This is a genomic window from Enterobacter sp. CPE_E863 (genome assembly GCF_046521465.1).
GTDB classification, from domain to species: domain Bacteria; phylum Pseudomonadota; class Gammaproteobacteria; order Enterobacterales; family Enterobacteriaceae; genus Enterobacter; species Enterobacter adelaidei.
In genome coordinates, this window is sequence record NZ_JBKFZX010000004.1 from 128,518 (window position 1) to 151,076 (window position 22,559).

The 22,559-nt window shown below is 54.6% G+C and carries 26 protein-coding genes and 4 pseudogenes; 11 read left to right on the forward strand and 19 right to left on the reverse strand.

The window, feature by feature from the left end:
• The first annotated feature begins 151 nt into the window (after positions 1-151).
• From ACLHV8_RS26050 to ACLHV8_RS26065, 4 genes are read left to right on the forward strand one after another with little or no spacing between them, the layout of a single operon-like run.
• Positions 152-769, forward strand: coding sequence for a hypothetical protein (locus ACLHV8_RS26050; RefSeq protein WP_001249396.1), 618 nt, complete (start codon positions 152-154; stop codon positions 767-769).
• Positions 751-984 carry a hypothetical protein gene (locus ACLHV8_RS26055; protein ID WP_001191892.1) on the forward strand — a complete coding sequence of 78 codons (234 nt, stop codon included), beginning with the start codon at positions 751-753 and terminating at the stop codon, positions 982-984. Before ACLHV8_RS26050 ends, ACLHV8_RS26055 begins: the two co-directional genes overlap by 19 nt.
• Entirely contained in the window at positions 984-3,176 is a 2,193-nt protein-coding gene (locus tag ACLHV8_RS26060) for a DNA topoisomerase 3 (protein WP_000366822.1), read from the forward strand. Before ACLHV8_RS26055 ends, ACLHV8_RS26060 begins: the two co-directional genes overlap by 1 nt.
• A 14-nt stretch (positions 3,177-3,190) precedes the next feature.
• The gene (locus ACLHV8_RS26065; RefSeq protein WP_000468105.1) at positions 3,191-3,679 is read left to right on the forward strand and encodes a hypothetical protein; all 489 of its coding nucleotides are present in this window, start codon (positions 3,191-3,193) and stop codon (positions 3,677-3,679) included.
• A 91-nt stretch (positions 3,680-3,770) separates the two neighbouring features.
• Here the strand turns inward: ACLHV8_RS26065 and ACLHV8_RS26070 are convergent, their stop codons facing one another.
• From ACLHV8_RS26070 to ACLHV8_RS26120, 11 genes are all read right to left on the reverse strand, one after another.
• Entirely contained in the window at positions 3,771-4,049 is a 279-nt protein-coding gene (locus tag ACLHV8_RS26070) for a hypothetical protein (RefSeq protein ID WP_014386427.1), read from the reverse strand.
• Positions 4,050-4,281: 232 nt separating this feature from the next.
• Complete coding sequence (locus tag ACLHV8_RS26075; RefSeq protein WP_000464631.1) at positions 4,282-4,899, reverse strand: hypothetical protein; 618 nt, start codon at positions 4,897-4,899, stop codon at positions 4,282-4,284.
• 93 nt (positions 4,900-4,992) lie between these two features.
• On the reverse strand, positions 4,993-5,211 hold the full coding sequence (locus ACLHV8_RS26080; protein WP_000362482.1) for a hypothetical protein: 219 nt from the start codon (positions 5,209-5,211) through the stop codon (positions 4,993-4,995).
• 205 nt (positions 5,212-5,416) lie between these two features.
• Entirely contained in the window at positions 5,417-6,073 is a 657-nt protein-coding gene (locus ACLHV8_RS26085; protein WP_000268551.1) for a hypothetical protein, read from the reverse strand.
• Positions 6,073-7,500 carry a DNA cytosine methyltransferase gene (locus ACLHV8_RS26090; protein WP_000936896.1) on the reverse strand — a complete coding sequence of 476 codons (1,428 nt, stop codon included), beginning with the start codon at positions 7,498-7,500 and terminating at the stop codon, positions 6,073-6,075. Before ACLHV8_RS26090 ends, ACLHV8_RS26085 begins: the two co-directional genes overlap by 1 nt.
• Positions 7,501-7,503: 3 nt before the next feature.
• The gene (locus ACLHV8_RS26095) at positions 7,504-8,004 is read right to left on the reverse strand and encodes a hypothetical protein (protein WP_000647189.1); all 501 of its coding nucleotides are present in this window, start codon (positions 8,002-8,004) and stop codon (positions 7,504-7,506) included.
• 8 nt (positions 8,005-8,012) lie between these two features.
• The gene (locus tag ACLHV8_RS26100) at positions 8,013-8,345 is read right to left on the reverse strand and encodes a hypothetical protein (RefSeq protein WP_000348669.1); all 333 of its coding nucleotides are present in this window, start codon (positions 8,343-8,345) and stop codon (positions 8,013-8,015) included.
• Complete coding sequence (locus ACLHV8_RS26105) at positions 8,330-8,836, reverse strand: hypothetical protein (protein ID WP_000566600.1); 507 nt, start codon at positions 8,834-8,836, stop codon at positions 8,330-8,332. Before ACLHV8_RS26105 ends, ACLHV8_RS26100 begins: the two co-directional genes overlap by 16 nt.
• Complete coding sequence (locus ACLHV8_RS26110) at positions 8,829-9,503, reverse strand: thymidylate kinase (RefSeq protein ID WP_000344151.1); 675 nt, start codon at positions 9,501-9,503, stop codon at positions 8,829-8,831. Before ACLHV8_RS26110 ends, ACLHV8_RS26105 begins: the two co-directional genes overlap by 8 nt.
• On the reverse strand, positions 9,478-9,759 hold the full coding sequence (locus tag ACLHV8_RS26115; RefSeq protein WP_000044824.1) for a hypothetical protein: 282 nt from the start codon (positions 9,757-9,759) through the stop codon (positions 9,478-9,480). The genes ACLHV8_RS26110 and ACLHV8_RS26115 overlap by 26 nt, the downstream gene beginning before the upstream one ends.
• Complete coding sequence (locus ACLHV8_RS26120) at positions 9,752-10,129, reverse strand: hypothetical protein (protein ID WP_001125905.1); 378 nt, start codon at positions 10,127-10,129, stop codon at positions 9,752-9,754. The genes ACLHV8_RS26115 and ACLHV8_RS26120 overlap by 8 nt, the downstream gene beginning before the upstream one ends.
• Before the next feature lie 318 nt (positions 10,130-10,447).
• Here ACLHV8_RS26120 and ACLHV8_RS26125 point away from each other — a divergent pair, with 318 nt between their 5' ends.
• Both ACLHV8_RS26125 and ACLHV8_RS26130 read left to right on the forward strand, forming a co-directional pair.
• The gene (locus tag ACLHV8_RS26125; RefSeq protein ID WP_000939033.1) at positions 10,448-10,591 is read left to right on the forward strand and encodes a hypothetical protein; all 144 of its coding nucleotides are present in this window, start codon (positions 10,448-10,450) and stop codon (positions 10,589-10,591) included.
• A gap of 91 nt (positions 10,592-10,682) precedes the next feature.
• Positions 10,683-11,318, forward strand: coding sequence for an N-6 DNA methylase (locus tag ACLHV8_RS26130; protein ID WP_000074431.1), 636 nt, complete (start codon positions 10,683-10,685; stop codon positions 11,316-11,318).
• Positions 11,319-11,370: 52 nt separating this feature from the next.
• Here ACLHV8_RS26130 and ACLHV8_RS26135 read toward each other — a convergent pair whose 3' ends face one another.
• The 4 genes from ACLHV8_RS26135 to ACLHV8_RS26150 all read right to left on the reverse strand — a co-directional run bounded on the left by ACLHV8_RS26135 (position 11,371) and on the right by ACLHV8_RS26150 (position 14,147).
• Positions 11,371-11,643 (reverse strand): helix-turn-helix domain-containing protein, encoded by a 273-nt coding sequence (locus ACLHV8_RS26135; protein ID WP_000703827.1) that lies wholly within the window; start codon positions 11,641-11,643, stop codon positions 11,371-11,373.
• Between the two features lie 48 nt (positions 11,644-11,691).
• On the reverse strand, positions 11,692-12,873 hold the full coding sequence (locus tag ACLHV8_RS26140) for a ParB/RepB/Spo0J family partition protein (RefSeq protein ID WP_001207227.1): 1,182 nt from the start codon (positions 12,871-12,873) through the stop codon (positions 11,692-11,694).
• Positions 12,874-12,876: 3 nt separating this feature from the next.
• Complete coding sequence (locus ACLHV8_RS26145; RefSeq protein ID WP_001151304.1) at positions 12,877-13,662, reverse strand: ParA family protein; 786 nt, start codon at positions 13,660-13,662, stop codon at positions 12,877-12,879.
• A gap of 173 nt (positions 13,663-13,835) precedes the next feature.
• On the reverse strand, positions 13,836-14,147 hold the full coding sequence (locus ACLHV8_RS26150; protein WP_000338945.1) for a hypothetical protein: 312 nt from the start codon (positions 14,145-14,147) through the stop codon (positions 13,836-13,838).
• A 305-nt stretch (positions 14,148-14,452) separates the two neighbouring features.
• Here ACLHV8_RS26150 and sul2 point away from each other — a divergent pair.
• Positions 14,453-15,267: pseudogene (sul2, locus tag ACLHV8_RS26155) on the forward strand (sulfonamide-resistant dihydropteroate synthase Sul2).
• Positions 15,268-15,353: 86 nt separating this feature from the next.
• Positions 15,354-15,656, forward strand: a complete 303-nt coding sequence (locus tag ACLHV8_RS26160; RefSeq protein WP_000251875.1) for a phosphoglucosamine mutase — start codon at positions 15,354-15,356, stop codon at positions 15,654-15,656.
• 175 nt (positions 15,657-15,831) lie between these two features.
• Here the strand turns inward: ACLHV8_RS26160 and ACLHV8_RS26165 are convergent, their stop codons facing one another.
• The 4 genes and pseudogenes from ACLHV8_RS26165 to ACLHV8_RS26180 form a co-directional block, all read right to left on the reverse strand.
• The gene (locus ACLHV8_RS26165; protein ID WP_001120888.1) at positions 15,832-17,325 is read right to left on the reverse strand and encodes an IS91-like element ISVsa3 family transposase; all 1,494 of its coding nucleotides are present in this window, start codon (positions 17,323-17,325) and stop codon (positions 15,832-15,834) included.
• Positions 17,326-17,535: 210 nt separating this feature from the next.
• On the reverse strand, positions 17,536-17,760 hold the full coding sequence (locus ACLHV8_RS26170) for a hypothetical protein (RefSeq protein ID WP_000743213.1): 225 nt from the start codon (positions 17,758-17,760) through the stop codon (positions 17,536-17,538).
• Positions 17,757-18,263, reverse strand: a pseudogene (locus ACLHV8_RS26175) (helix-turn-helix domain-containing protein); the annotation flags it as partial. The pseudogene ACLHV8_RS26175 and the gene ACLHV8_RS26170, both read right to left, overlap by 4 nt.
• 624 nt (positions 18,264-18,887) lie before the next feature.
• Positions 18,888-19,550: pseudogene (locus ACLHV8_RS26180) on the reverse strand (IS1182-like element ISCfr1 family transposase); the annotation flags it as partial.
• Between the two features lie 6 nt (positions 19,551-19,556).
• Here ACLHV8_RS26180 and ACLHV8_RS26185 point away from each other — a divergent pair.
• From ACLHV8_RS26185 to ACLHV8_RS26195, 3 genes and pseudogenes are all read left to right on the forward strand, one after another.
• Positions 19,557-19,961 carry a recombinase family protein gene (locus ACLHV8_RS26185; protein WP_080631964.1) on the forward strand — a complete coding sequence of 135 codons (405 nt, stop codon included), beginning with the start codon at positions 19,557-19,559 and terminating at the stop codon, positions 19,959-19,961.
• A gap of 4 nt (positions 19,962-19,965) precedes the next feature.
• The gene (locus ACLHV8_RS26190) at positions 19,966-21,603 is read left to right on the forward strand and encodes a DDE-type integrase/transposase/recombinase (RefSeq protein WP_202820957.1); all 1,638 of its coding nucleotides are present in this window, start codon (positions 19,966-19,968) and stop codon (positions 21,601-21,603) included.
• Positions 21,593-22,525: pseudogene (locus ACLHV8_RS26195) on the forward strand (ExeA family protein); the annotation flags it as partial. The gene ACLHV8_RS26190 and the pseudogene ACLHV8_RS26195, both read left to right, overlap by 11 nt.
• Between the last annotated feature and the right edge of the window lie 34 nt (positions 22,526-22,559).

Sequence of the window (22,559 nt, forward strand, 5' to 3'; positions counted from 1 at the left end):
CCTATCGTATTTCTCGTCGCTACATGCTCTCAAAACACCTTTAGATCGCACACACGCCTATCTGTCCAATTTGGGCAGTTTGAGAAACCAGCTTTCCATCCCCCCCCTTTTAGAATGGGCTCATCGACAATTTTTGATGAGGAACGACACGATGAGACAACTGATAGCAATTCTGGGAGTGGCAATTCTGGCCGGGTGTGCCTCTAACGCCCCCGAGCAAAAGCCTCAGCCCCAGACTGCCCCTGCCGAAAATGACAAACCTGCCCGAGTTAGCCGGGAACTGTCGATGGCATGGGACAACATGGGGCGCGGTGGTGCTGCATTACGTCAACCTGGTTATATCCATGTGCTGGGCGACGGTAATGTCAGCGCAACGATGAACAAGGTCAAAGATGACTCCGCTGGTTCAGATAAAACTCCAGCAGGGATCAAGCAGCACGGGGATGTGAACGAAGCCATCAATACCTTCAAGTCCATGAATAAAGGCAAAGGCTACTCGCTGTACGAGTTGTCACGCTGGGAACGCTATTGCGATGGCGGCAAAGGTATGGACGAGCACGATTGGCGCTTTGTGGAAGCCGAGGGGACTACAAACATCCCCAAGGATGTTGTAACCGGCTGCATACCACCTACCCACACCTATCAAGATTATCTGAATGCCTGGACGCACTTTTGCACCAGCCAGGCTGTAACTGACGCAGATCGCCGCATTGTGCGCGAGTCCGTGCGTCCCTATTCAGTGGTGAACCCATGCAAAGCTCTGAAATAAGAAACCAGACAGAGCCAAGCCGTAAGGCTGAGCTCTTCGACGCTTTATCAATCATGCTCCAGGAGGCCGGTTCGAGGGGTAATTCCCGCGAAGCGGCCTATGTCATTTCTGGAGTCCTCGAAAACCTCTCCAGAGACTACCCCGAAGTCAAAGGTCTGGCCCAAAGCTGGGCTGAGCTGGCGAATCTGGAATCAAAGATGAGAGGAGCTGCTTAATGGACCTTTATATCTGCGAGAAGCCTTCTCAGGCCAAAGATTTGGCTGGCGTAATGAAGGCCTCCCAACGAGGTGATGGATTTCTCCATGATGGAGGAAACCGCGTTATTACGTGGGCGTTCGGCCACCTGCTGGAATTGTATATGCCAGACGATTATGACGAACGCTACAAGTCATGGTCACTGGAGACCCTCCCTATTGCACCAGAGTCATGGCGGTACAACGTTCGCAAGAGTGCGTTCAAACAGTACAAAATTGTTGAGGGACTGGTCAAAAAGGCGAGCACCATCTACATCTCAACGGACTACGACCGAGAAGGTGAGGCTATCGCCCGTTCGCTTCTGGATCGATTCCGCTACTCTGGCCCTATTCGCCGGGTTTGTTTGACGGCTCTCGATGAGTCAAGCATCAAGAAAGCGCTGAACAACGTAAAGGATGGCAAGGATACGGTCTCACTCTACTACGCCGCATTGGCACGGCAACGCGCTGACTGGTTGGTAGGCATGAACGTGAGCCGCCTCTACACAGTGCTGGCCCGAGATGTCGGCTTCAACCACACTCTTCACGTTGGCAGGGTTATCACCCCAACCGTCGCTCTTGTTTGTCAACGGGACCGAGAGATCGCCGGTTTCACCCCCTCACCATACTGGACTCTGGGTGTGAACGTGTCCGTACAGAATGGACAGTTTGCCGCCCAATGGATACCACCAGAAGAGTGCAGTGACGAGCAAGGCCGGTGCGTCAATAAGGCCTATGCCGAGCAGGTAGCCTCCCAGGTCAATGGTGCCAATGCTGTTATCAGCAAAGCAGAAACCAAACCAGGTAAAGAGTCAGCCCCCCTCCCCTTCGATCTAACGTCGCTGCAACAATACGCAAGCAAACGATGGGGATACACCGCTCAGCAGGTACTGGATGCAGCTCAAGCTCTGTACGAGACGCACAAAGCGACCACCTACCCTCGTACTGATAGTCGTTATCTACCCGAGAGCCAAAAGGAAGACATTCCGGACATTCTCCAGGCGCTCATTTTGTCCGATCAGAACGTCTCTGGGCTGGTGGCTGGCGCAGATCCTCATCGCAAGGCCAGGGTATTCAATGACGCCAAAGTGACCGCGCACCACGCGATCATTCCAACACCGGCCAGAACAGACATCAGTGCCATGTCTGAGATCGAGTTCAATCTTTACGACGCCATCCGTCGTTTCTACATCGCGCAGTTCTACAGCGAGTTCGAGTTCACCAAAACCTCCATCGAGGTGCAGTGTGGGCGTCACCTCTTTGCGGCCTCTGGTAAGACACCTGCCAAACAAGGCTGGAAGGTTTTGTTTGCTTCTGATAGTGAAAGCAGTCCCAAGGACGAGGGGGAAGACACCGACGCGCCGGTTGAACAAGAGAAGCTCCCCAGGGTTAGCCAGGGCGAACCCGCTTTGCTTAATGGTGCCGAGCTGGCAAACAAAATGACGCGGCCAGCACCGCACTTCACCGAAGCCACATTGCTTGCCGCGATGGAGAACATTGCCCGGTTCGTGACTGAGGAGAAGTTCAAGCAAATTCTCAAAGACACAGCCGGTTTAGGCACTCCAGCAACACGCGCAAGCATCATCCAGGGCGCTGTTGATAAAGGCTACTTCAAACGTCAGAAAAAGGTACTGCTTGCAACTGATAAGGCTCATGCGCTTATCGCAGTGCTTCCACCAGCCATCAAATCACCCGGCATGACTGCGGCTTGGGAGCAGGAGCTTGAGAAAGTCGCCTCCGGCTCCGGGAATATGTCTGTCTTCATGAAGCAGATTTCCACCTGGATCTGCCAAATGGTTGAGCAGCTCAAAGTGCCCGCACCGGTTCTGACCAAAGAAGGTGGCGCGATGGCTAAAGCCTTCGAGGGCGCTAAGCCGCCTTCACACGAATGCTTCAACTGCGGTGGAGAGATGCACCGGATCAAAGGGAAGAACGGATTTTTCTGGGGCTGCCAGAACGAGGCTTGCAAGAAGACGTTCCCAGACAACCGAGGGAAACCCGAGAAGCGTATCGCGGCTGAGGATTGTCCAGACTGCCCAGATTGCGGTAGCCCGATGCGTCTCAGGAAAGGAAAAGCGCCCGGCAAGAAGCGAGCTTCTAAGTTCTGGGGCTGCACCGCCTATCCCGATTGCAAAGGCACTATGCCCTTCAAAAAGTCGGACTTTATGGATTGATAGAGGAATTAAGTATGTTTGGAACAATCATTTTAACTGCGATGCTCACCACCAGCTCAGCCACTGCCGAAGATGCAGGGAAGAACATCGCCTCAGGCTTGGCGGCGGCATCCGCCAGCCAAATGGGGCAGGCCGTAATGCCAACTTTAGCTACCAGCTCGGCCATTGCAAAAAGCGCAGGTAAAGGCATGGTGTCAGGTTTGGCTGCGGCGACTGCCAGCTACATTCCCCAAGACGAGCTGAGCTTTACTCGAAGCTATAAGAACTCTGAGGCTGTGGATATGGCAAAGGGCCTGGGGACATTGAAAGAAGCGCCTGAGTTTCTCTACGTTGTTACAGACGTAAATGCCAACATGGCGGTCAAATGCAAGCGCGTCTGGGAGCCTCAATCTCTGGCTTTAAGTCCAGTGATTGTTGAGCTGGTGGAACTACGTAAGACGAACAACAAAGACAGCTACGAACAAGCACTATCCCACCTCGATTGTTCAATGTTCACAGACTAAAACAATTAAGGGGCCGATGGCCCCTAATTTTTAATAACCCAATTTCTTTTGATACCTGATTTTCCTACCAAGCACAGTTGTCATACACCATTCAATTCACATGGATAGCGAATACTTCAACCGGACAATCTCCAAAGTGCGGGTGCGTTATAACACTCCTTGAGAAGCCACGCCAAGGGCGAATCTCTATCCTGGACATATCTCCAGCCTTTGGGTAGCCACACTTAACATGGACTTCATCATACTCGCGCCCCTCTAGTCTTTTTATCCAGTAGTCTGTAACGAGGCGATATTCATCTGGTTTTTCTCCAGATTTGATCTGATCGAAGTAAATCTTTTTTACGGGCAGATGAAGTATTCTCTTTTTCATAATCACCACCTGATAGCCCATCAGACTATCTAACTATTCGACAAAACATCCCTTTTTCAATTTCTGTCTCTCTCGCCTCATGGGCCAATACAATATCCGCGATAACACGAATATTCCCTTCATAGTTGCGAATGGCCGCATCCCTCATCGTGTCTAAAGTGTCCTGACACTTCGCTCGCCTGAATTTAACGAGCCAACTTTGCCGATCTATCTTGTCCACACCAAATCCCATTTAGCGAACCATGTATCCAGCTTTTTTGGCCGCAGCATCAAGCTCGGAGGAGAAGTTAACGTCGGACTTTTCTGCCGCGTTATAGAGGGCTCCACACTTGGGCCATGAGCGTCCTACCAGTTTCATCGCCAACGCATCCGCCAGCATTTCTCGGATCTGTGTTTCAGCCTCACCAAAATCGGCCAGAGTTTCGTCTATGCCCGACTCTTCCATCAGCTCGATGAGCTGTGGTTGTTTGAGCCAGACGCCTGTTTGCATTTCCAACTGATCTCTTGCATCGGCCACCAATTGGCGTTCAAGGGTTACGCCATTCACGGTCTTAACAAATTGCTTTGGCTGACGCTTTACCTTTTTTGGCCTGGACACATCAGAGATAACCGTCACCGGCTTCCCACGCAGTTCACGCGGCAACGGTCCACTTAGCCCCAGAACTAAGCGACGAGCGTACTCATGCTCGTATGGTTTCAACCCTCGACCTTCACGGTACATTTCAGTATCCACCAGCAGATCACCGCGCAGCCTCGCATTTTTCCGCACTTGTTCGGACAAGACCGATTTACCCTTCCCGCTGGCTCCCATTACGAGCGAGTGAGATTCTACTTTGTTATCAAAAAACATAATTCCGCCCCCAAGGAGGTGTTGCTATAAAACATGGTTTGAACATCCGTATTTTCACGGCAATAACCGCCGGATAATGCAAGACTCCCAAACCTAAATAGGTCTCCAGGTGATGACATCGAAGTCATAGCTGACTTCCGAGTTGTCGTCCGCCGTTCGCCACGAACAATCATCTTCCTGAACATGGATCAAGTCGTACTCAACAATTTTGCCCGACCAACATCCTTTAAGCTGGCAATGAACAGGCACACCGACGACCGGCATCTTGTCGTTGACGCTGATCCACGGTTCTTGCTTTTGATCCAGATCCACCGGTTAGTCCTCTATGAACGATTTAATGGATCGCCCATCAAAAAACAGTTTCCCAGTTCCTGATACCGAATGTACTTCTGGAGCTGCCTTCCCTTTCAGGAGTTTCTGATAGCGCACCGCGTCTTTGAGCTCAGAGATCCTGACGCCAATGAGTGTGGCCGTCTCCTCAACTGTTAAAATACGGTCCCAAAAGCTGGTGGCGCTGTTATTGCGCCCACCGATACTCTGGGCAACGCACTCTGTTCTGGCCGCTTTTCCCTTTGCCATTGGCAATGTCCTCTTCATTCTTCTCAGCCCCCAGCTTACTCAGTATTTCAGCTTTTGTAGCGCGATGGCCGCGCATTAAAAGAGCATTCAGCAGGTATCCAGTGAACACCTCTGTACTCGGCATACGGTCAAGCAACTCAACATACTGCTCATCCGTCAAATCATGGATCTCACAATATTTTTCCACCGCCTTTTCGTAGGCTTCTGCGTAGCCATGAGTGGAAATCCTGAAAGCAATATCCCCATTGCCGTAGCCTGGCTTTGTGACGAGAAAACAAGGCGCGAAGTAGGTTCTCTTCACCCCCATCCGGCTCCGGTTCTCAATGCTGATATAAGCCCTCAGCCCCTCAGCAATGATGTTTGGCCCGGAGTTGCGTCGCCGCTTACAAGTCTTATTCTGACGCTTCACCTCTTCTGCCTCAGCTTCCCACTTTCGGTCCAAGCTGTAGGCCAGCCGGTGAGCTGTTGCGTAGGAATACTCTCTCAAGGAGAAGTATTCCTGCCGGTAATCATCCGCCACCCCAACTGTTCGTGCGACACGGAACCCGACGAAACCGGCGTCATGGGTTCCCTCGCCGTAGTAAATGACTGCCATTATCTACCTTCCTTACTTCTGATACCGTGCTGCACCACGGTATGGCGACCGCAATTCACATTCAGGTGATCCCGAACTGCGGCCATGACCGCTGAATGCAATCTGTAATCCACACTCTGCCCAAGCGTTTCTGTCGCTTGTTCTTTTGCCATCCACGAAACATCAAAGCTATCAGGTATCGACATCAACTCCTGAACCAGATCGACCGATGGCTTGTAAATGCGGCCACCGTCTTGGATGTACACTGCATCCTTTACCCCACGATCCTGAGACTTGAGGATGGTCGGGCAACTGGTGCTTTCTCTCGTCAAGAACGCAGGCATCCTGCGAGAAGTTGACTCTCTGGCCTGAATTGACTTCAACACTGTGACGTCAGCACAATCCCCGAGGTGCTTCTCGATCACCGGCCACAATCGTCCACCAGCTCTCTGCTCAGGTTTCGGTGGAACGAACCCAGGGAAGACCGACGCCACCATGTAATAGCGTTCTCGCCCCTGGTAAGCGCCGAAATCCAGACCGTTCAAGACCATCTCAGTGAGGAAGTACCCCATCCGCCGCAGTGTCGTTCCCATCATCGCCCCGGCTCCGGATGCTTTGAAGTTCGGGACGTTTTCCACCAGCACGACGGCAGGGTTCACGACCTCGATCTGTTTTAGTGCCGGGTAAACCATGTCGAGCATGGTGGAGAGATCCTCAAGAGAACGCTCTTTGTCCCTTGGACTTTTGGCGTTTGAGTGGTCATCACACCCCAACGAGTAATGGGCCAAACCAATTGGTGGGCACTCCGCCAGCAAGGCTCCAAGGCGATCCAGCTCCAGGTGATGAATGTCTTCATTCAGCAGGATACGCGGGGAGCTGTTCACCAGCGTATTGAGCGCATGTACTTCACTCAGGTTCCGCCCGGATGCTCTGTCTCTGGCTTCAACTGGACGATGCTCCAAAACAATCTCAGCCTTCCAGCCAAGCGCTTCCATAACATGAATGTCTACCCCGCCAGTCAATGCCACAAAGGCACGGAAAGGGCTGGTTTTTCTGAACCGATCCGCAATGGCAAAGGCTCTGTTTGCGACAGGAGTGAAGACTACTCGGCCTTTTCGCATTTCGACGTGGAAACGCTCTGTATAGCGAGGGAAGCACTTATCTATGAGCCCTTGTCCAGAAAACTCAATAACGGTTTCCAGCGGGTTGTTGGAGCGACTCTTTGGTTGATACCGGCGCTGATAAACCTGGTGTGTCTGTAGTTCATCGGTCGCTGGGATCACCGAAAAACCGCCCATCCCCTCCCCTGGCTCAACGGCGATGCCCATACCTGGCTTGAACCCCATAACATCCAAAAAGTTGGACGAAACCCTAACCTTGCGTTTATCGCCTACTCGATTGAACGCAAGTTGTTTGGTTACTACGGAGGGGGAGACGATCGGTAACATTGGTCAACCTCTTTTCTTCTTGTTTTGCTCGCGCTTCACCATTGCTCCAGCAGCTTTCAGAAGTCTCTGGTTCTCCGCCAGCTCCTCTTGGAGTTCCTGAGTATCCTCTTCTGTCTGAGGCTTTTTCAGCTCGGCCTCGCAATATTGGACCTCTTCCTGCAAGCTGACTTTCGCAAACTTGAGAGCGGCCAGTCGCGTCGTATAAACGCCAAAAGGCAATTCGCCACCTTCCCGGAACTGCTTCAAACACCAGCTCGGTATAGATGGCAACCAACCAAAGTCCCCATTCTTCCGTGACCTTTTCCCCCACGTAATCCCATCTAACTTTTGGGCAAGATTGACATAGCGTTGATCGCTGGTTGAGTTGCGTCGTTTCTGAATAGAGCGAACTATCCACTCTGTAACCTCGACCTTTGCTTTATCATCATCAGAGATGTAATAAAGGGCTGCGTACAACACAGCGCCTTTACGAATGACTGATGGTGGGTATGCCTGGGCTTTCATCTATCCCCCTATCGCTTTTTCTGTCCGACAAGACGGAGATGATCGGCGGCCAAGTCATACTGCTCGTTTTTGTCGCGGCGGCGGAATCTGTCAAAAAACTTCCCTCGTGGCAGGGTTTCTTCCATAGCGATCAGGCGGTTCAGCCACACTTCTTGAGGTAGCATCCCTGCTGGAGTCGGCCCGAGCTTACGTCCTTCCTTGACGTGCTCCATTGTTTGCGTGGCAGTAAAAATCGCACCACCAAACTTTCTCCACTTGAATTGCAGGGGCATATCTGGAGACTCATCCAGCATCAATTTCTTATTGGTTTGTTCTGTCACGACAATTACTCCACCATCCATTCTTCACTAAGCAGGAACGCCCAGCGCTCTTCTGCTTTTTCTGGGTTGTCTTTGGCCTGTTTGATCATGATCTCGGCGGCGTTAAAGCCTACCTCTCCACTGAACCGGCCCCATGAATGGCTATGCCACTCGCGCATCACACTTCGGCCAAGCGATGCAAGTTCTGGACTTACACCCTCATGGAGGGCATAGAGCTCCCAAGCATCCCACCCGTATCGTAATAGGTTGTGCCCTGGGGCGTTAAAGGCCTGAGCAGCCTTGAACCGCTCTCCAGGCTCCTTCCCTCTAACATCCACACCCTGGAGCACCAACCCCATTACCACTTCAATGACCGGCTCGCGTTGCTTCTTTGCCAGCTCGATGGCAGCCACCAGCATTGCTTTGGCGTCAGCAAATTTCCCATGCCCTTGGCACATACCGCAGGTTTCTTTGGAAGGGGAAAAGTCATAAACACCGGAACCAGCACAGAGGCGGCATGTCATGTCAATCATGGGCTCTTCTCTCCTCATACTCTTCGATGCGCTCTTTCAGACGCTGAACCACTGGTGCGAGCTCAGGGATAGCTTCCGCTTCCTCAAGCGTGTATCGCTTGTCTTCCTGGTAATCGACTATTTGAGGAGGCCTTGGCTGTTTAGGGAACTCAGCAAAGTCATTCAGCGACATCGAGGTAGGAAGTCCTCCTTCAATCTCACCTTTTTCGTTGAGTGACTGGGTGACGATAAGCTGTGTTCCGCCCACCTCGGTATCAAAGCGGTCATCAAAGCGCTCACCGATAGTCCAGCCGCCACGGCCAAGAACACAGGTCGTACTCATACGTAGGCGATTGAATGCTTTAGCGTCATCCCAGTTCAAAGGATTTTCATCCATGAGGAAAAAAGGCGCTTCGTCCCGAACGAACACCTTGGACTTGGCGTTATCGAAGATCGGCCCAAACACCCCCTGCTGGAGGTATGGTTCGACCTTCTCTGCAAGATCCTGGTGCCCTTGAGAACGCAGCGCCTCATAGAGCTGGGTGATTGTTTGTTTGCCGGTGCCCGGAAGGCAGGACAATACTGTCTGCTTTTCCTCGTCACTCAGGCTTACCATTCTGGACAAAAAGCTGACTACCAGCTCGTTGTGCCCATCGACCGTTTCAATGTTGAGCTTGTTCTCGTCCATCTTCTTCCTCAGTAATCGGTTCGATAAATTCAATGGAGTCCATGCTTACATGACTGATAATGGCTTTCAGGCCGCAGCAGTCGCATGGTTCAAAGGTCAGTTCTGATCCCTTGGGAGACTGATGCGTGACCGTTGCCACAGCCCCTAGAGGGATCACCCCCCAGCCGTTTTTTAGTACCCGAGTAGTTCTGACCAGCCGACCTTTGTACTCTCGTTTCAGTTTCGGATGCGGCACTACCGCATATCGCTTACTCATTTCGGTCCCCTTGTACCAAAGGCTCGACAACCAGCTCTTGAGCTTCGTCCCAGTCGGACACCTTTGCATCACCAAACGCAAAGGCAATTCGCATAGCCACTGTCGGCCTGCCTATTTTCATCAAGTAAGCCGCAGCACCGGCACACATCGACTCTTGTCCCGAAGGTGCATAGTTACCCTCTTCATCCCATTCACCACCTGACTTTGAATGCACGGTCTTGTGGCAATGAAACGTCGTCATGTCGTTTTCAACGATGTCGTTGATGATGCCTTCTAATCGCCCAGGGACCAGCTCGATAGCGCCCTCCTTCCGGAATGGACAGTTGGCGCAAGGTTTCTTCAAACGGAGATGATTTGCTTGCTTTGGCATACATATCACTTTTACAGTATCATTTTATGATTCTATGATATAGCCATATTCCGTGTAGTCAATATCTCACTAACAATTACTTTCTATCGGACGCTTACGCGCCCATTTTGGGCAGATAGACAAGTTATTTGGGCGTTTGGAGTGTGCGAGGTGGACAGCGGGGAGACTTTCACATGTGAAAGTTTTGTTTCTTGGTGTCGTTTTATTGTCCCTTGATATTATTTTATGATGCTGTAATAATCATAAATAAGGGCCGCATCGCTCTTCGACCTTCGTTGCAGCCCTTACAACACAATCAAGCAATTAAGGAGCTTTGTTATGCTGCAAGGCAATACTAACACGAATAAGCGCATCCCGCTCGCGGCGTTCATGAAATGGCCGCTGGCGAAACGTCAGGACTTCATCGACCGGGAAATGTCCGGTTGCCCCGACTTTATCAAGACGTCTTTGCTTCGGCATTAAGGCGATCAGGCAGGAAAGCAAAGAACCTCGCTTCGGCGGGGTTCTTCGTTTCTACCTCTTGAATGTTTCGTCAGAACAAACTGGAGCGCTTATGTCACCAGAAACACAGCAACTTACATCCAAGGCTTTATCTCTCATCGAGCAGTCCCGATACAGAATGGGCACATCTCGGTTTGTTGAGGCCTTTATTGACCAGTGGGCATACTTGCAGACTGGCCTATACCCAGCCAAGGAGGAGATCCCGGAAGAACTTCAGCCGGTCGCCTTCGAGCTCTCTCACGTCCTGTCTGCCGCCATTAAGCGCGACCCCACCAGCGATGTTTTGGGTTACGTCCTAAGCATGTCTGGCTTCCACAAGAAGGGCACCAATTACTTCCCCACTCCTCCAGAGATTGGCCGCTTGATGTCACTCATTGTTGGCTCACAGTCTTCGGCAGACTTTTATGAGCCCTGCTGTGGTTCTGGCATCAACGCCATTCACTGGATGGAAAACCTGATCGAGAACCACGGTCCCGAAGCATTGAGAGAAGCCTCAATCTACCTGGAAGACATCGATCCGTTGATGGTGAAGTGCTGCATGATCCAGCTATTCCATTATTTCGAGTCCCGCAATACCACTCCCAAAACGCTGAGTATCGTCGGCATAGACACCCTTAGCAGACGAACCAAGAACATCGCCTACTACGCCGAAAAACCTCCAGCAACCGCCGCTACCGTGGCAGCATAAAAAAACCCGCCGATTGGCGGGTTTTGCATTCAATGCGCTGCTCTATGGCACCTTACAGTTTTCCGTACCGGTTCAAGAACGAAGACCTGTCTAAGATCCCCCAGTCTGTCAGCATGTAGTAGCCGGTGGCACCTCGTTCGCCGGTAGACTCCCTGACGAACAAGATATTCATTCCGAACTCATCACGCAGGGCAGACAACTGTCTCTTGATCGTTGATTCAGGAATATTTGTTGCCTTGTGAAGGTCTTGGAGACTTGGCTTCTCCGTTTTAGACAGGGCATTCACCAAAGCAAATTTTCTTTTCATGTCCTGTGAGATCTTCATATTCACCTGTTCTTGACAGGCCCAACCTCTCTGGCTGGGCCTCCTTTATTAGCCTTCGACACTCAGGAGTTCAATGTCTGACACAGGCACATGAACATGCTTTTCCTTGCCTTCGCCATCGAGCGTTTTAACCCAGACAGTAGACGGAACCAGAGCAACACGGTCGGTCATGATGACTCCACGTTTGGTCTCGCCATCCAGGTTAACGTTGACAGCAAAAATCAAACTGTCAGCCCGGACGTTCTTCCATTCCTTGTCCTTCGGCAGAGGAGGAAGAGCATCACCGCCTTCTTCATCTTTGTCCTTGCCGCTGTTATCTGGCTGCTTGACAGGATCTTTGTGCTCACCCTCTTCATCACGCAAAGGGTCTTCGTCATCATCGTCCTGACCATTGGAATTTTTACCCCCTTCCAGTTCCTCCTGGGCAAGGTTCAGGTCGTCATTCCCGGTTTGTTCCGACGTACCATCCCCACCCGAGTTGAGGGATTGCTCGTCGGTGTTGCCAGCGCCAAGCTCATCATTCTGGTGGGAGCCAGTCAGTGGGCCTTTTTCCATTTCGTCTTTGATACGTTTGGCATCATTCAGCAGCTCACGGCTTTGTTTACGAGTAATCCCGTCAGACATAGCCACCGCGCAGACGGCGCGACATCTTTCTTCATTCAGATCGAACAAGAGACGAAGGTTATTCAAGGTCTCTGTATCAGAACATACTTCATTATCGTATAACTCACGCACACAGTCAGGTAGCTTGAGCAACGACAGATGCGTAGATACGAAAGTGATATTCTTACCGAGCCGATCAGCAATATCCTTTTGCTTCCAACCTTCTTCAATAAACAGGTTTAACGCCTCGGCAATCTCTACCGGAGTCAAGTCATCCCGCTGGATGTTTTCGATCAGCTCACCAGCAGTCTCGTCCAAGTTGTTCTGGACCTTATCATTCACCACCAAGTCAATGGTCTCGATACCAGCGTGTTTACACGCTCTCCAACGCCGCTCCCCTTTTTGGATGACGAACTTGCCTTCTTCGTTCTTCGGGAACACGATGATCGGAGACTGCTGCCCTTCGGTCAGCAAGGTTGCCGCCAGCTCTTCAATGTTACGGAAGCGCTTACGAACCTGGACCTTGGATACAACGTCGTCAACAGGTACGGTAAGAACCTCTTTGCCTTTCTTGCCTTTGGCGGCTTTAGCAAGTTCGGACAGGCCTTTTAAATTGTTCAATGCCATCGCTTAGCCCACCTTCTCTAATAGTTCTTCCAACACCGCCTCAACTTCTTTGGCCGCGACATGTCCATAGCGAAGCTCCCAGACAGGGATGCCATCAGTCGTCGCCGTATCGAGCGGAGGCCGGTGCATAATTTTGTTCTCAAACAACAGATCCGGAACTGTGTTCTCCAGCGACTTGAGGGCTTTGTCGTGATTGACAGAGCGGTCCATGTCGTTGATCACGATGCCCAGGATCTCCAAATCTTGGTTGTACGCCTCGCGCACACCAATAATCGTGTTCAGGAGACCTTCTACGCCGTCCACAGCGAAGCCAGAGAGCTTTACTGGACATGCCACATGGGTAGACATCACCAACGCTGCCACCAGCTTTCTGCCGAGGCTAGGCGGACAATCAATCAGCACGTAGTCGTAGTTCTCAAACAGCTCAGCCAAATGGCGAGCCGGATTCATGGCCTGGTCAAGAGGCACAGCCTCCATCTCAAACAGATCCGGGTCGTTTTTCGGCGTATGAATGAGGTCTGCACCGCAAGGGCAGTGCATGACCTCAATGCCGTCCAGCTCGTAAGCGAACAGCTCTGCGGTTTTGGTTCCTGTGAGGATGGGCTCGTAGTCACCATCCTCAAGCTCTCGTCTGGGGGCCAGTCGAGAGGACGTGTTCCCCTGACCATCCATATCCAAGACCAGCACTTTCTTTTTCTTCTGTAACGCCAGATAAAAGGCCTGCTGGATACAGAGGGTACTCTTACCCACTCCGCCTTTCTGGTTGGCGAAGCTGATTACTTTTGCCATACCCACCTCTATTTTGGTTTCTCGCAGGTGATCAAGACCACCCCCAAACTTTCACATGTGAAAGATTGTAGCGATCATAAAATGATACTGCAATATCTAATTATGGTTCTGTTAAAACAAACTTTAAACAAAAAAACGGCCATGAAGGCCGCTTATTGACAAGGTTTGTGCTGTCAGCGCAATTGATTTGCTGCTCCAAGCCCATTCGCCAATAACTGCATCGCATCGTTGAACAGCGCGGAGCCCCGTTCCGGTGTGAGCAATTCCGGCATATCTTCTCGCGGCCAAGTACCGGCTACTTGAATGAGCAAACTGGCAGCCCAGTGGATCTGCTTTTCTTCACTTTCATCGGCCAGAGTGCATACGACGGGGAAACCGTACTTACGCCCCCAGCGACTCACCTCTTTGAACGATACCAGCTCAGGCTTTTGCAAATCCCGGCTGTAGGCCTCAGCTATCATGTGGTTCAGTTCTTTAGCGTCCATTTATCCCACTCTATTGTAAACAAGACATTTTTATCTTTTATATTCAATGGCTATTTTCCTGCTAATTGGTAATACCATGAAAAATACCATGCTCAGAAAAGGCTTAACAATATTTTGAAAAATTGCCTACTGAGCGCTGCCGCACAGCTCCATAGGCCGCTTTCCTGGCTTTGCTTCCAGATGTATGCTATTCTGCTCCTGCAGCTAATGGATCACCGCAAACAGGTTACTCGCCTGGGGATTCCCTTTCGACCCGAGCATCCGTATGAGACTCATGCTCGATTATTATTATTATAGAAGCCCCCATGAATAAATCGCTCATCATTTTCGGCATCGTCAACATAACCTCGGACAGTTTCTCCGATGGAGGCCGGTATCTGGCGCCAGACGCAGCCATTGCGCAGGCGCGTAAGCTGATGGCCGAGGGGGCAGATGTGATCGACCTCGGTCCGGCATCCAGCAATCCCGACGCCGCGCCTGTTTCGTCCGACACAGAAATCGCGCGTATCGCGCCGGTGCTGGACGCGCTCAAGGCAGATGGCATTCCCGTCTCGCTCGACAGTTATCAACCCGACGCACGCAAGCCTATGCCTTGTCGCGTGGTGTGGCCTATCTCAATGATATTCGCGGTTTTCCAGACGCTGCGTTCTATCCGCAATTGGCGAAATCATCTGCCAAACTCGTCGTTATGCATTCGGTGCAAGACGGGCAGGCAGATCGGCGCGAGGCACCCGCTGGCGACATCATGGATCACATTGCGGCGTTCTTTGACGCGCGCATCGCGGCGCTGACGGGTGCCGGTATCAAACGCAACCGCCTTGTCCTTGATCCCGGCATGGGGTTTTTCTGGGGCTGCTCCCGAAACCTCGCTCTCGGTGCTGGCGCGGTTCGATGAATTGCGGCTGCGCTTCGATTTGCCGGTGCTTCTGTCTGTTTCGCGCAAATCCTTTCTGCGCGCGCTCACAGGCCGTGGTCCGGGGATGTCGGGGCCGCGACACTCGCTGCAGAGCTTGCCGCCGCCGCAGGTGGAGCTGACTTCATCCGCACACACGAGCCGCGCCCCTTGCGCGACGGGCTGGCGGTATTGGCGGCGCTGAAAGAAACCGCAAGAATTCGTTAACTGCACATTCGGGATATTTCTCTATATTCGCGGTTCAGCAGGCATGTCCCCTTTGAGGGCGACCCGACGACAGGATAATCGACCTTATGGTGCGCAAATATTTCGGCACAGACGGTATTCGTGGCAAAGCCAACGAAGGCGCGATGACGGCGGAAACCGCCTTGCGCGTCGGCATGGCGGCTGGCCGTGTCTTTCGTCGCGGTGACCACCGCCATCGTGTCGTGATCGGCAAGGATACGCGCCTGTCGGGCTATATGCTTGAACCCGCGCTCACAGCCGGTTTCACCTCGATGGGCATGGACGTATTCCTTTTTGGCCCGCTGCCGACAACGTATAGGAAGAATAAACGCCCTTTTCACCCAAGTCCAACAGCTTTGGACCGCAGTTGACTCTTTCGACACCCCTGCGATGCAACCCAATCCGGCTGACGGGGAGCCAGCAACGCTGAAAATTTACCCTCCTCTTTCCCACTAGCGGCTCCTTTTCCGACAACCAGCACGGCGGATCCCTGCCGCGGCGCTGTGAACGCAGCATTTTGATTGGTATCGTTGGCCTTCAGGCTCGTCAGTCAAACAGACCCAGGAGCAGCTCAGCCGGTGGCGCCCGGCTTTCGGGTAACGCCCTGGTCCCGCTGGTTTCGGCTTTGTGCTTCAGGTGATCAAGGATCTGCTTGATCACTATAGGGTCTTCAATGCAGGCGATGACTTTCATGGCGCCGCCGCAGCCGCTGCAGGTCTCGATGTCGATATTGAAAACACGCTTGAGCCGTTGCGCCCATGTCATCGACGCTCGCCGTTGTGCTGGTGTTGCCGGTTCATCAGCCACCCTGACCTTGTTGCCCCTGCCCCGTTTTGCCGGCGTGACCAACGCCCGGTGCCGACTGTTGGGTGCGAACACCCCGTGGAAGCGGGTTAGGTTGACTCTGGGCTTCGGTACCAGGGCGGCCAGCCTTGCAATGAAATCCAATGGTTCGAAAATGACGTGCGTGGTGCCGTCCCGGTACGGCGTCTTGAGCTGGTAGCGCACGTTGCCGCCTCGTGTTAACGACAGCCGCTTCTCGGATACCGCCGGGCGGCTGATGTACCGGCACAGCCGTTCGAGCTTCTTGCGTTCATCGGCCCTGGCCGCCACGCCGGCGTGCAGGCTGGACCCGGCTACCTTGCCAATCCCGTCACCGAACGGATCACCACTGGTCGGCAGAGTTTGCAAAGTGAACACCTTTCGCCCCGCCTGTGAACCGACAGCGATACGGTAAGTGATCGAGTGCCCCAGCAGGGGTGTCATCGGGTCGTCATCCACCGCATCCGAGGCCAGATAGCTGTTTTCGACATCCCGTTCCAGCAGGCCTTGCCGTTCCAGATAGCGACCCACCCGGTGGGCGATGGTGTGCGTCAGCTGGGTGAGCTCTGGGCTGGTCGGCGCCTTGACCCAGCGGAAACGCGCTGAGCCGTGGGATTGCTCGACATACACACCGTCGAGAAACAGCATGTGGAAGTGAACATTCAGATTGAGCGCCGATCCAAAACGCTGGATCAGGGTGACCGCGCCCGTCTTGGCCACTTGGTGGGTATGGCCCGCTTTCTTGACCAGGTGCGTGGCAATGACGCGGTAAACGATGCCCAGCACCCACCCCATGATCTCGGGCCGGCTGGCAAACAGGAAACGCAGCTGAAACGGGAAGCTCAACACCCACTGACGCATGGGTTGTTCAGGCAGTACTTCATCAACCAGCAAGGCGGCACTTTCGGCCATCCGCCGCGCCCCACAGCTCGGGCAGAAACCGCGACGCTTACAGCTGAAAGCGACCAGGTGCTCGGCGTGGCAAGACTCGCAGCGAACCCGTAGAAAGCCATGCTCCAGCCGCCCGCATTGGAGAAATTCTTCAAATTCCCGTTGCACATAGCCCGGCAATTCCTTTCCCTGCTCTGCCATAAGCGCAGCGAATGCCGGGTAATACTCGTCAACGATCTGATAGAGAAGGGTTTGCTCGGGTCGGTGGCTCTGGTAACGACCAGTATCCCGATCCCGGCTGGCCGTCCTGGCCGCCACATGAGGCATGTTCCGCGTCCTTGCAATACTGTGTTTACATACAGTCTATCGCTTAGCGGAAAGTTCTTTTACCCTCAGCCGAAATGCCTGCCGTTGCTAGACATTGCCAGCCAGTGCCCGTCACTCCCACTCGATTGTAAACAAGCACACAAAACCCTTTAGTGACAACAATTTGCAAGAACTATCAGGCTCAGTGCCATGAAAAATACCATGACCAGATCATGAGGTTGAACACGGCTTGCGCCGGCAGCGTTCACGCTCCTGGTCGGCGATCTCGCCCGGCTGCAATGCTAGCTCAGCATCGGTCATGCGCTCCAGCACGTCGCGTAGGCGGATGGTGCAAGGAATGGGCGGCAGCTCGAACTCATAGCCGCCGGCGATCATTTCGGCCGCAATCTCCTCGGTGATGAAAAACGGCTCGTCGTCTTGGTTCGGCTTCTTCATGCCCTTTCCTCCTGGCGCTCATCCTGGCCGACAGCGGCCAGGGCATCGGCTTCCGTCAATGCGTCCTCCACGAACGCGCCGTGCTGCTTCGCTTCGGCCTGGCTGACCTCGGCCCATATCCGTTTCACCTGGGCCGCACTGTACCCGGCCAGCTCGGCGGTCTTGTTGATGCTGTAGCCGGACTTGCGCAGCGCGACAACTTGGGCGCGGCGCTTCGGATCAGCACGGCGGCCCTTGTACCGCCCGGCCTGGCGGGCCAACTCAATGCCTTGGCGCTGGCGTTCGCGCCTGTCCTCGTAGTCGTCGCGGGCCATCTGCAAGGCCAGGCGAAAAAGCATGATCTGCACGGCTTCCAGCACGATCTTGGCGACGCCCTGGGCCTCGGCCGCCAGGTCGGATAGATCGACCACGCCAGGGACGGCCAGGCTTGCGCCTTTGGCCTGTATCGAGGCCACCAGGCGCTCGGCCTCGGGCAAAGGTAGGCGGCTGATGCGGTCGATGTGGGAGGAAAATAAAGTGTCATCCTAACTACAGGACCCTGCAACGTAGCAATTCCTGCAAAAATCCATTTAAAACAATGACTTATTTCAATTCTGCCATCTGCAAGCGTTTTGTGGGGATGGAGGCCGGAATCATTAAAGTATCATCCTAATTTTCGCTCAACCTTGGAAAATGCTGAGAATCGTAAAAATAAAGTTTCATCCTTTCCGCTACTAGTTCAAGGCTTTCTTCCGGCCGCCGGCAACAACGCTGCTTGGCTGAGGCGATCCACTTGCGCTACCGCTCACTGATCAGATCGAACTTGAACTCGACGAGCAGCCAACCATCAGGCCGAGCGTGATCGCCAAAAAAAACGGATCATGCGAAATCCTTCGTTGAGTTTGGCGCGGGTTTTAGCAAATCAGCTGGCCCGCGATCCGGTTGAGAGTGATCCGAAGCGGTCCTTGACGACCGGCACAAATCGGCCGATTCTGTTGAAAAAGTAGCTTTAGCGGCAGCCTGCCGATCAGGTGTGCCTGCTGTCGAAGTGGCTGCAAGCCACTTCAAGTTGCCTTCCGGCGTTTCACTGAGCGTCCTTGCTCAGGTTTAAGGGTTAATTTGAGGGTTTCTGCTCGTAGCAGGCATACCTATCCCGTCAGCGGTGGCCCTTGAGGCAAAAGCTTGGCCATGCGGCGCAGGTTCTGCACCATCGCAGCCAAGGTGAATTCGTCAGTGGCACCCGTTAGGCCACGCAGTCGTAAACGGTCGAGTTTCATGATCCGTTTGAGGTGGGCGAAAAGCATCTCCACCTTCTTTCGTTCGCAGCGAGAGACGAGGTACTCCGGTGTCTTGGCGATGCGTCGAGCCACGTCGCGGGCAGCCTCATGGATGCTGCGGACGATCTTCCGATTCGGCGTGTTGGGGCAGCATTTCGCTTTCAACGGGCAGGTGGCGCAGTCGGTTTGGCTGGAGCGGTAAATGACGGTTTTGGCCTTAGTTACCCGCGACCTTTGCTGGGTGAAGGCGCGCCATTCACTGCGTAGCGGTTTGCCGGCTGGGCAGCGATATTCATTGGCGTCCTGACTCCAGTGAAAGTCGTTACTGGAGAGGCTGTCGTCCTTGCGCTCGGTCTTGTCCCACACCGGCACATGCGGTTCGATGTCCTTTTCTTCGACCATCCAGGCCAGCATCGGGGCGGTGCCATAAGCGGTATCGCCGATAAGGCGTTCCGGTGTGAGATCGAACTGCGCCTCGACACGCTCGACCATCGTCCTAGTCGAATCGACTTCGGCGGTACGCTGCGCCGGGGCGACACCGTGGTGATCTGGCGCTTGGATCGCCTCGGCCGCTCACTGAAGGACCTGATCCGGCTGGTTGAGCAGTTGGACGCCGCCGGCGTCGGCCTGCGCAGCTTGCAGGAGAGCATCGACACCGCCTCGATTGGTGGCCGCCTGGTGTTTCACCTGTTCGGCGCCCTGGCCGAGTTCGAGCGCAACCTGATCCGCGAGCGCACTCAGGCCGGCTTGTCCGCCGCGCGGGCGCGAGGCCGCAAGGGCGGGCGCAAGAAACGGCTCGATCCGGCCAAGCAGGAGCTTGCCCTACGCCTCTACCACGAGCGGCAACATACCGTGGCGGAAATCTGCCGAATGATGGGCATCGGCCGCTCGACGCTCTACAACTACCTGACCGAGGCCGAGCGGGATGCCCAGCGGGCGGCGTAAAACCATTCCGACCGATTCGCTGATGCAGTTGCGGCAGCGGCTCGACCGCCTGCCGAAGAAAAGCCCCGAACGGACCGCCCAGGTAGCCGCGATAGCCGAACTGTACGGCGTGTCACCGAGCACCGTGTACCGGGCGCTGAACCTTCTCCATAAACCCCACGCGGCCCACCGCGCCGATCACGGTAGGCCGCGCGTGTTGCCGCAGGCCGAGTTGGAGCGCTACTGCGAGCTGATCGCGGCGCTGAAGCTGCGCACCACCAACAAGCAAGGCCGACACCTGTCCACCCGCCGCGCCATTGAGCTGCTGGAGGACTACGGGGTGGAAACCGAGCGGGGCTTGGTCAAGGCGCCAAAGGGGATACTGACCCGCAGCACAGCGAACGAATACCTCAGCCGCTGGCATCTGGATCAGTCACGACTGTTGCGGCAACCGCCCGCCACGCGTTTTCAGGCGGCACACAGCAACGACTGTTGGCAATTCGACCTGTCGCCCTCCGACCTCAAACACATCGACAAGCCGGACTGGATCGACCCGGCCAGGGGCGAGCCGACGTTGATGCTGTTCAGCGTAGTGGACGACCGCAGCGGAGTGGCCTACCAGGAATACCACTGTGTGTATGGCGAAGATGCCGAGTCGGCTCTGCGCTTCCTGTTCAACGCCATGGCACCGAAGGCCGACCCGACCTTTCCCTTCCAAGGCCGCCCCAAAATGATCTACCTGGACAACGGCCCGGTGGCCAAGCGCCGGGTCTTCCAGAACGTCATGGCGGCGCTGAGTATCGAATGGCAGACGCACATTCCGGCCGGCAAGGATGGCACCCGCACCACGGCCCGCTCGAAAGGCAAGGTGGAGCGACCATTCCGCACGGTGAAGGAGGCTCACGAGACGCTGTATCACTTCCATAAGCCGGAAACCGAGGCCCAAGCCAACGAGTGGCTGCTGAGTTACCTGGTGTGCACCTACAACACCCAGGAGCATCGTGCCGAACCGCATTCGCGGATCGAGGACTGGTTGGCCAACCTGCCAGCCGAGGGCCTGCGCGAGATGTGCACCTGGGAGCAGTTCTGCCGCTTCGCCCGCGAACCCGAGCGGCGCAAGGTCGGTGTCGATGCCCGTGTCACCATCGACGGCACGGCTTACGAGGTGGAGCCCGACATGGCCGGCGAAACCGTGGTGTTGCTCTGGGGCTTGTTCGATGACGAACTCTATGCCGAATTCGAGGGGGAGCGCTTCGGACCTTACTACCCCGTCTCCGGGCCAATCCCTGTGCATCGTTACCGCGCCTTCAAACGCGGCAAGGCGGATGAGCGTGCTGATCGCATCCGCGCGCTGGCCGACCAACTTGGCCTGCCCATCGCCGCATTGGCCGGCGACGACGTGCGGCTGGCACCTCCCGCCACGCCGATGGCACTGCTGCGCCAACCCTTCGATGCCGAGGCGCACGAATACCGGTTTCCCAGCGCCATCGCCGCCAAGCTCGCCATTGCCGATGACTTGGCGCAGCCGTTGGCTAAGCTCTCCGCCGACGATCAATCCTTCATCCACCAGGTGCTGAGCGAAACCCTGACACGCCGCATTGTATTGGAGCGTGTGCGGGGCTACTTCCGCCACAAGAAAGCAGGAGAAGAACATGCGGGCTGAAGTGATGCAGCACTACGGATTGGCGGTGCCACTGAACCAGGCAGGCTACTTTGAAACCGGCCACCATCAGCAGTTGATCAAGGACATCAAGGGGGCGATCTTCGAAGGGCGGCTGATTGCCCTGTGCGGCGTCATCGGCAGCGGCAAGACCGTGATGTTGCGCCGACTGCAACAGGCGATGGACGAGGAAAAGAAGATCACGGTCTCCAAGTCGCTGGCCATCGAGAAGCACAGCATCAAGCTGGCCACCTTCATCGCCGCGCTGTTCTACGACCTCTCCACCGAAAAGCAGGTGCGCATCCCCACCCAGGGCGAAAAGCGTGAGCGCGATCTGCGCGAGCTGGTGAGGAAGAACAAGCGCCCGGTTGCGCTGTTCGTCGATGAGGCCCACGACCTCAACGGCCATACCCTGACCGGTCTGAAACGCTTGATGGAACTGGTCGAGGACGGCAACGGCCGGTTGTCGATCGTGTTGGCCGGACACCCCAAGCTGCGTAACGACCTGCGGCGGCCGACGATGGAGGAAATCGGCTACCGCACCGACATCTTCTCGCTCGACGGCATCACCGGCAGTCAGCGCGAATACATTCACTGGCTACTGGACGCCTGCACCGAGGGTAAGCTCGAACCCGAGTCGATCCTGACCGAAGACGCCATTGACCTGCTGGCCACCAAGCTGCGCACGCCACTGCAAATTCAACTGCACCTCAGCCTGGCCCTGGAGGCCGGCTACCTGACCGGCGAGAAGCCTGTGTCGGCGGAACTCGTGCACTCGGTGCTGTCGCGACAGCTGGATGACCTGGAGCCGACCCTCACGCGCCACGGCTACCGCCTCAAGGACCTAGTGGAACAGTTCGACGCCAAGCCTACCGAGATCAAGGCGTTATTCAGCAACACGCTCGACCCGGCTCGGGCCGTCGAATGGCACTGTTGCAAAGTTAGCGATGAGGCAGCCT

Coding starts and splice junctions, on each gene's coding strand:
- ACLHV8_RS26050 (WP_001249396.1), top strand. CDS start 152: ATGAGACAACTGATAGCAATTCTGGGAGTGGCAATTCTGGCCGGGTGT.
- ACLHV8_RS26055 (WP_001191892.1), top strand. CDS start 751: ATGCAAAGCTCTGAAATAAGAAACCAGACAGAGCCAAGCCGTAAGGCT.
- ACLHV8_RS26060 (WP_000366822.1), top strand. CDS start 984: ATGGACCTTTATATCTGCGAGAAGCCTTCTCAGGCCAAAGATTTGGCT.
- ACLHV8_RS26065 (WP_000468105.1), top strand. CDS start 3,191: ATGTTTGGAACAATCATTTTAACTGCGATGCTCACCACCAGCTCAGCC.
- ACLHV8_RS26070 (WP_014386427.1), bottom strand. CDS start 4,049: ATGAAAAAGAGAATACTTCATCTGCCCGTAAAAAAGATTTACTTCGAT.
- ACLHV8_RS26075 (WP_000464631.1), bottom strand. CDS start 4,899: ATGTTTTTTGATAACAAAGTAGAATCTCACTCGCTCGTAATGGGAGCC.
- ACLHV8_RS26085 (WP_000268551.1), bottom strand. CDS start 6,073: ATGGCAGTCATTTACTACGGCGAGGGAACCCATGACGCCGGTTTCGTC.
- ACLHV8_RS26090 (WP_000936896.1), bottom strand. CDS start 7,500: ATGTTACCGATCGTCTCCCCCTCCGTAGTAACCAAACAACTTGCGTTC.
- ACLHV8_RS26095 (WP_000647189.1), bottom strand. CDS start 8,004: ATGAAAGCCCAGGCATACCCACCATCAGTCATTCGTAAAGGCGCTGTG.
- ACLHV8_RS26100 (WP_000348669.1), bottom strand. CDS start 8,345: ATGGATGGTGGAGTAATTGTCGTGACAGAACAAACCAATAAGAAATTG.
- ACLHV8_RS26105 (WP_000566600.1), bottom strand. CDS start 8,836: ATGATTGACATGACATGCCGCCTCTGTGCTGGTTCCGGTGTTTATGAC.
- ACLHV8_RS26110 (WP_000344151.1), bottom strand. CDS start 9,503: ATGGACGAGAACAAGCTCAACATTGAAACGGTCGATGGGCACAACGAG.
- ACLHV8_RS26115 (WP_000044824.1), bottom strand. CDS start 9,759: ATGAGTAAGCGATATGCGGTAGTGCCGCATCCGAAACTGAAACGAGAG.
- ACLHV8_RS26120 (WP_001125905.1), bottom strand. CDS start 10,129: ATGCCAAAGCAAGCAAATCATCTCCGTTTGAAGAAACCTTGCGCCAAC.
- ACLHV8_RS26125 (WP_000939033.1), top strand. CDS start 10,448: ATGCTGCAAGGCAATACTAACACGAATAAGCGCATCCCGCTCGCGGCG.
- ACLHV8_RS26130 (WP_000074431.1), top strand. CDS start 10,683: ATGTCACCAGAAACACAGCAACTTACATCCAAGGCTTTATCTCTCATC.
- ACLHV8_RS26135 (WP_000703827.1), bottom strand. CDS start 11,643: ATGAAGATCTCACAGGACATGAAAAGAAAATTTGCTTTGGTGAATGCC.
- ACLHV8_RS26140 (WP_001207227.1), bottom strand. CDS start 12,873: ATGGCATTGAACAATTTAAAAGGCCTGTCCGAACTTGCTAAAGCCGCC.
- ACLHV8_RS26145 (WP_001151304.1), bottom strand. CDS start 13,662: ATGGCAAAAGTAATCAGCTTCGCCAACCAGAAAGGCGGAGTGGGTAAG.
- ACLHV8_RS26150 (WP_000338945.1), bottom strand. CDS start 14,147: ATGGACGCTAAAGAACTGAACCACATGATAGCTGAGGCCTACAGCCGG.
- ACLHV8_RS26160 (WP_000251875.1), top strand. CDS start 15,354: ATGGTGCGCAAATATTTCGGCACAGACGGTATTCGTGGCAAAGCCAAC.
- ACLHV8_RS26165 (WP_001120888.1), bottom strand. CDS start 17,325: ATGCCTCATGTGGCGGCCAGGACGGCCAGCCGGGATCGGGATACTGGT.
- ACLHV8_RS26170 (WP_000743213.1), bottom strand. CDS start 17,760: ATGAAGAAGCCGAACCAAGACGACGAGCCGTTTTTCATCACCGAGGAG.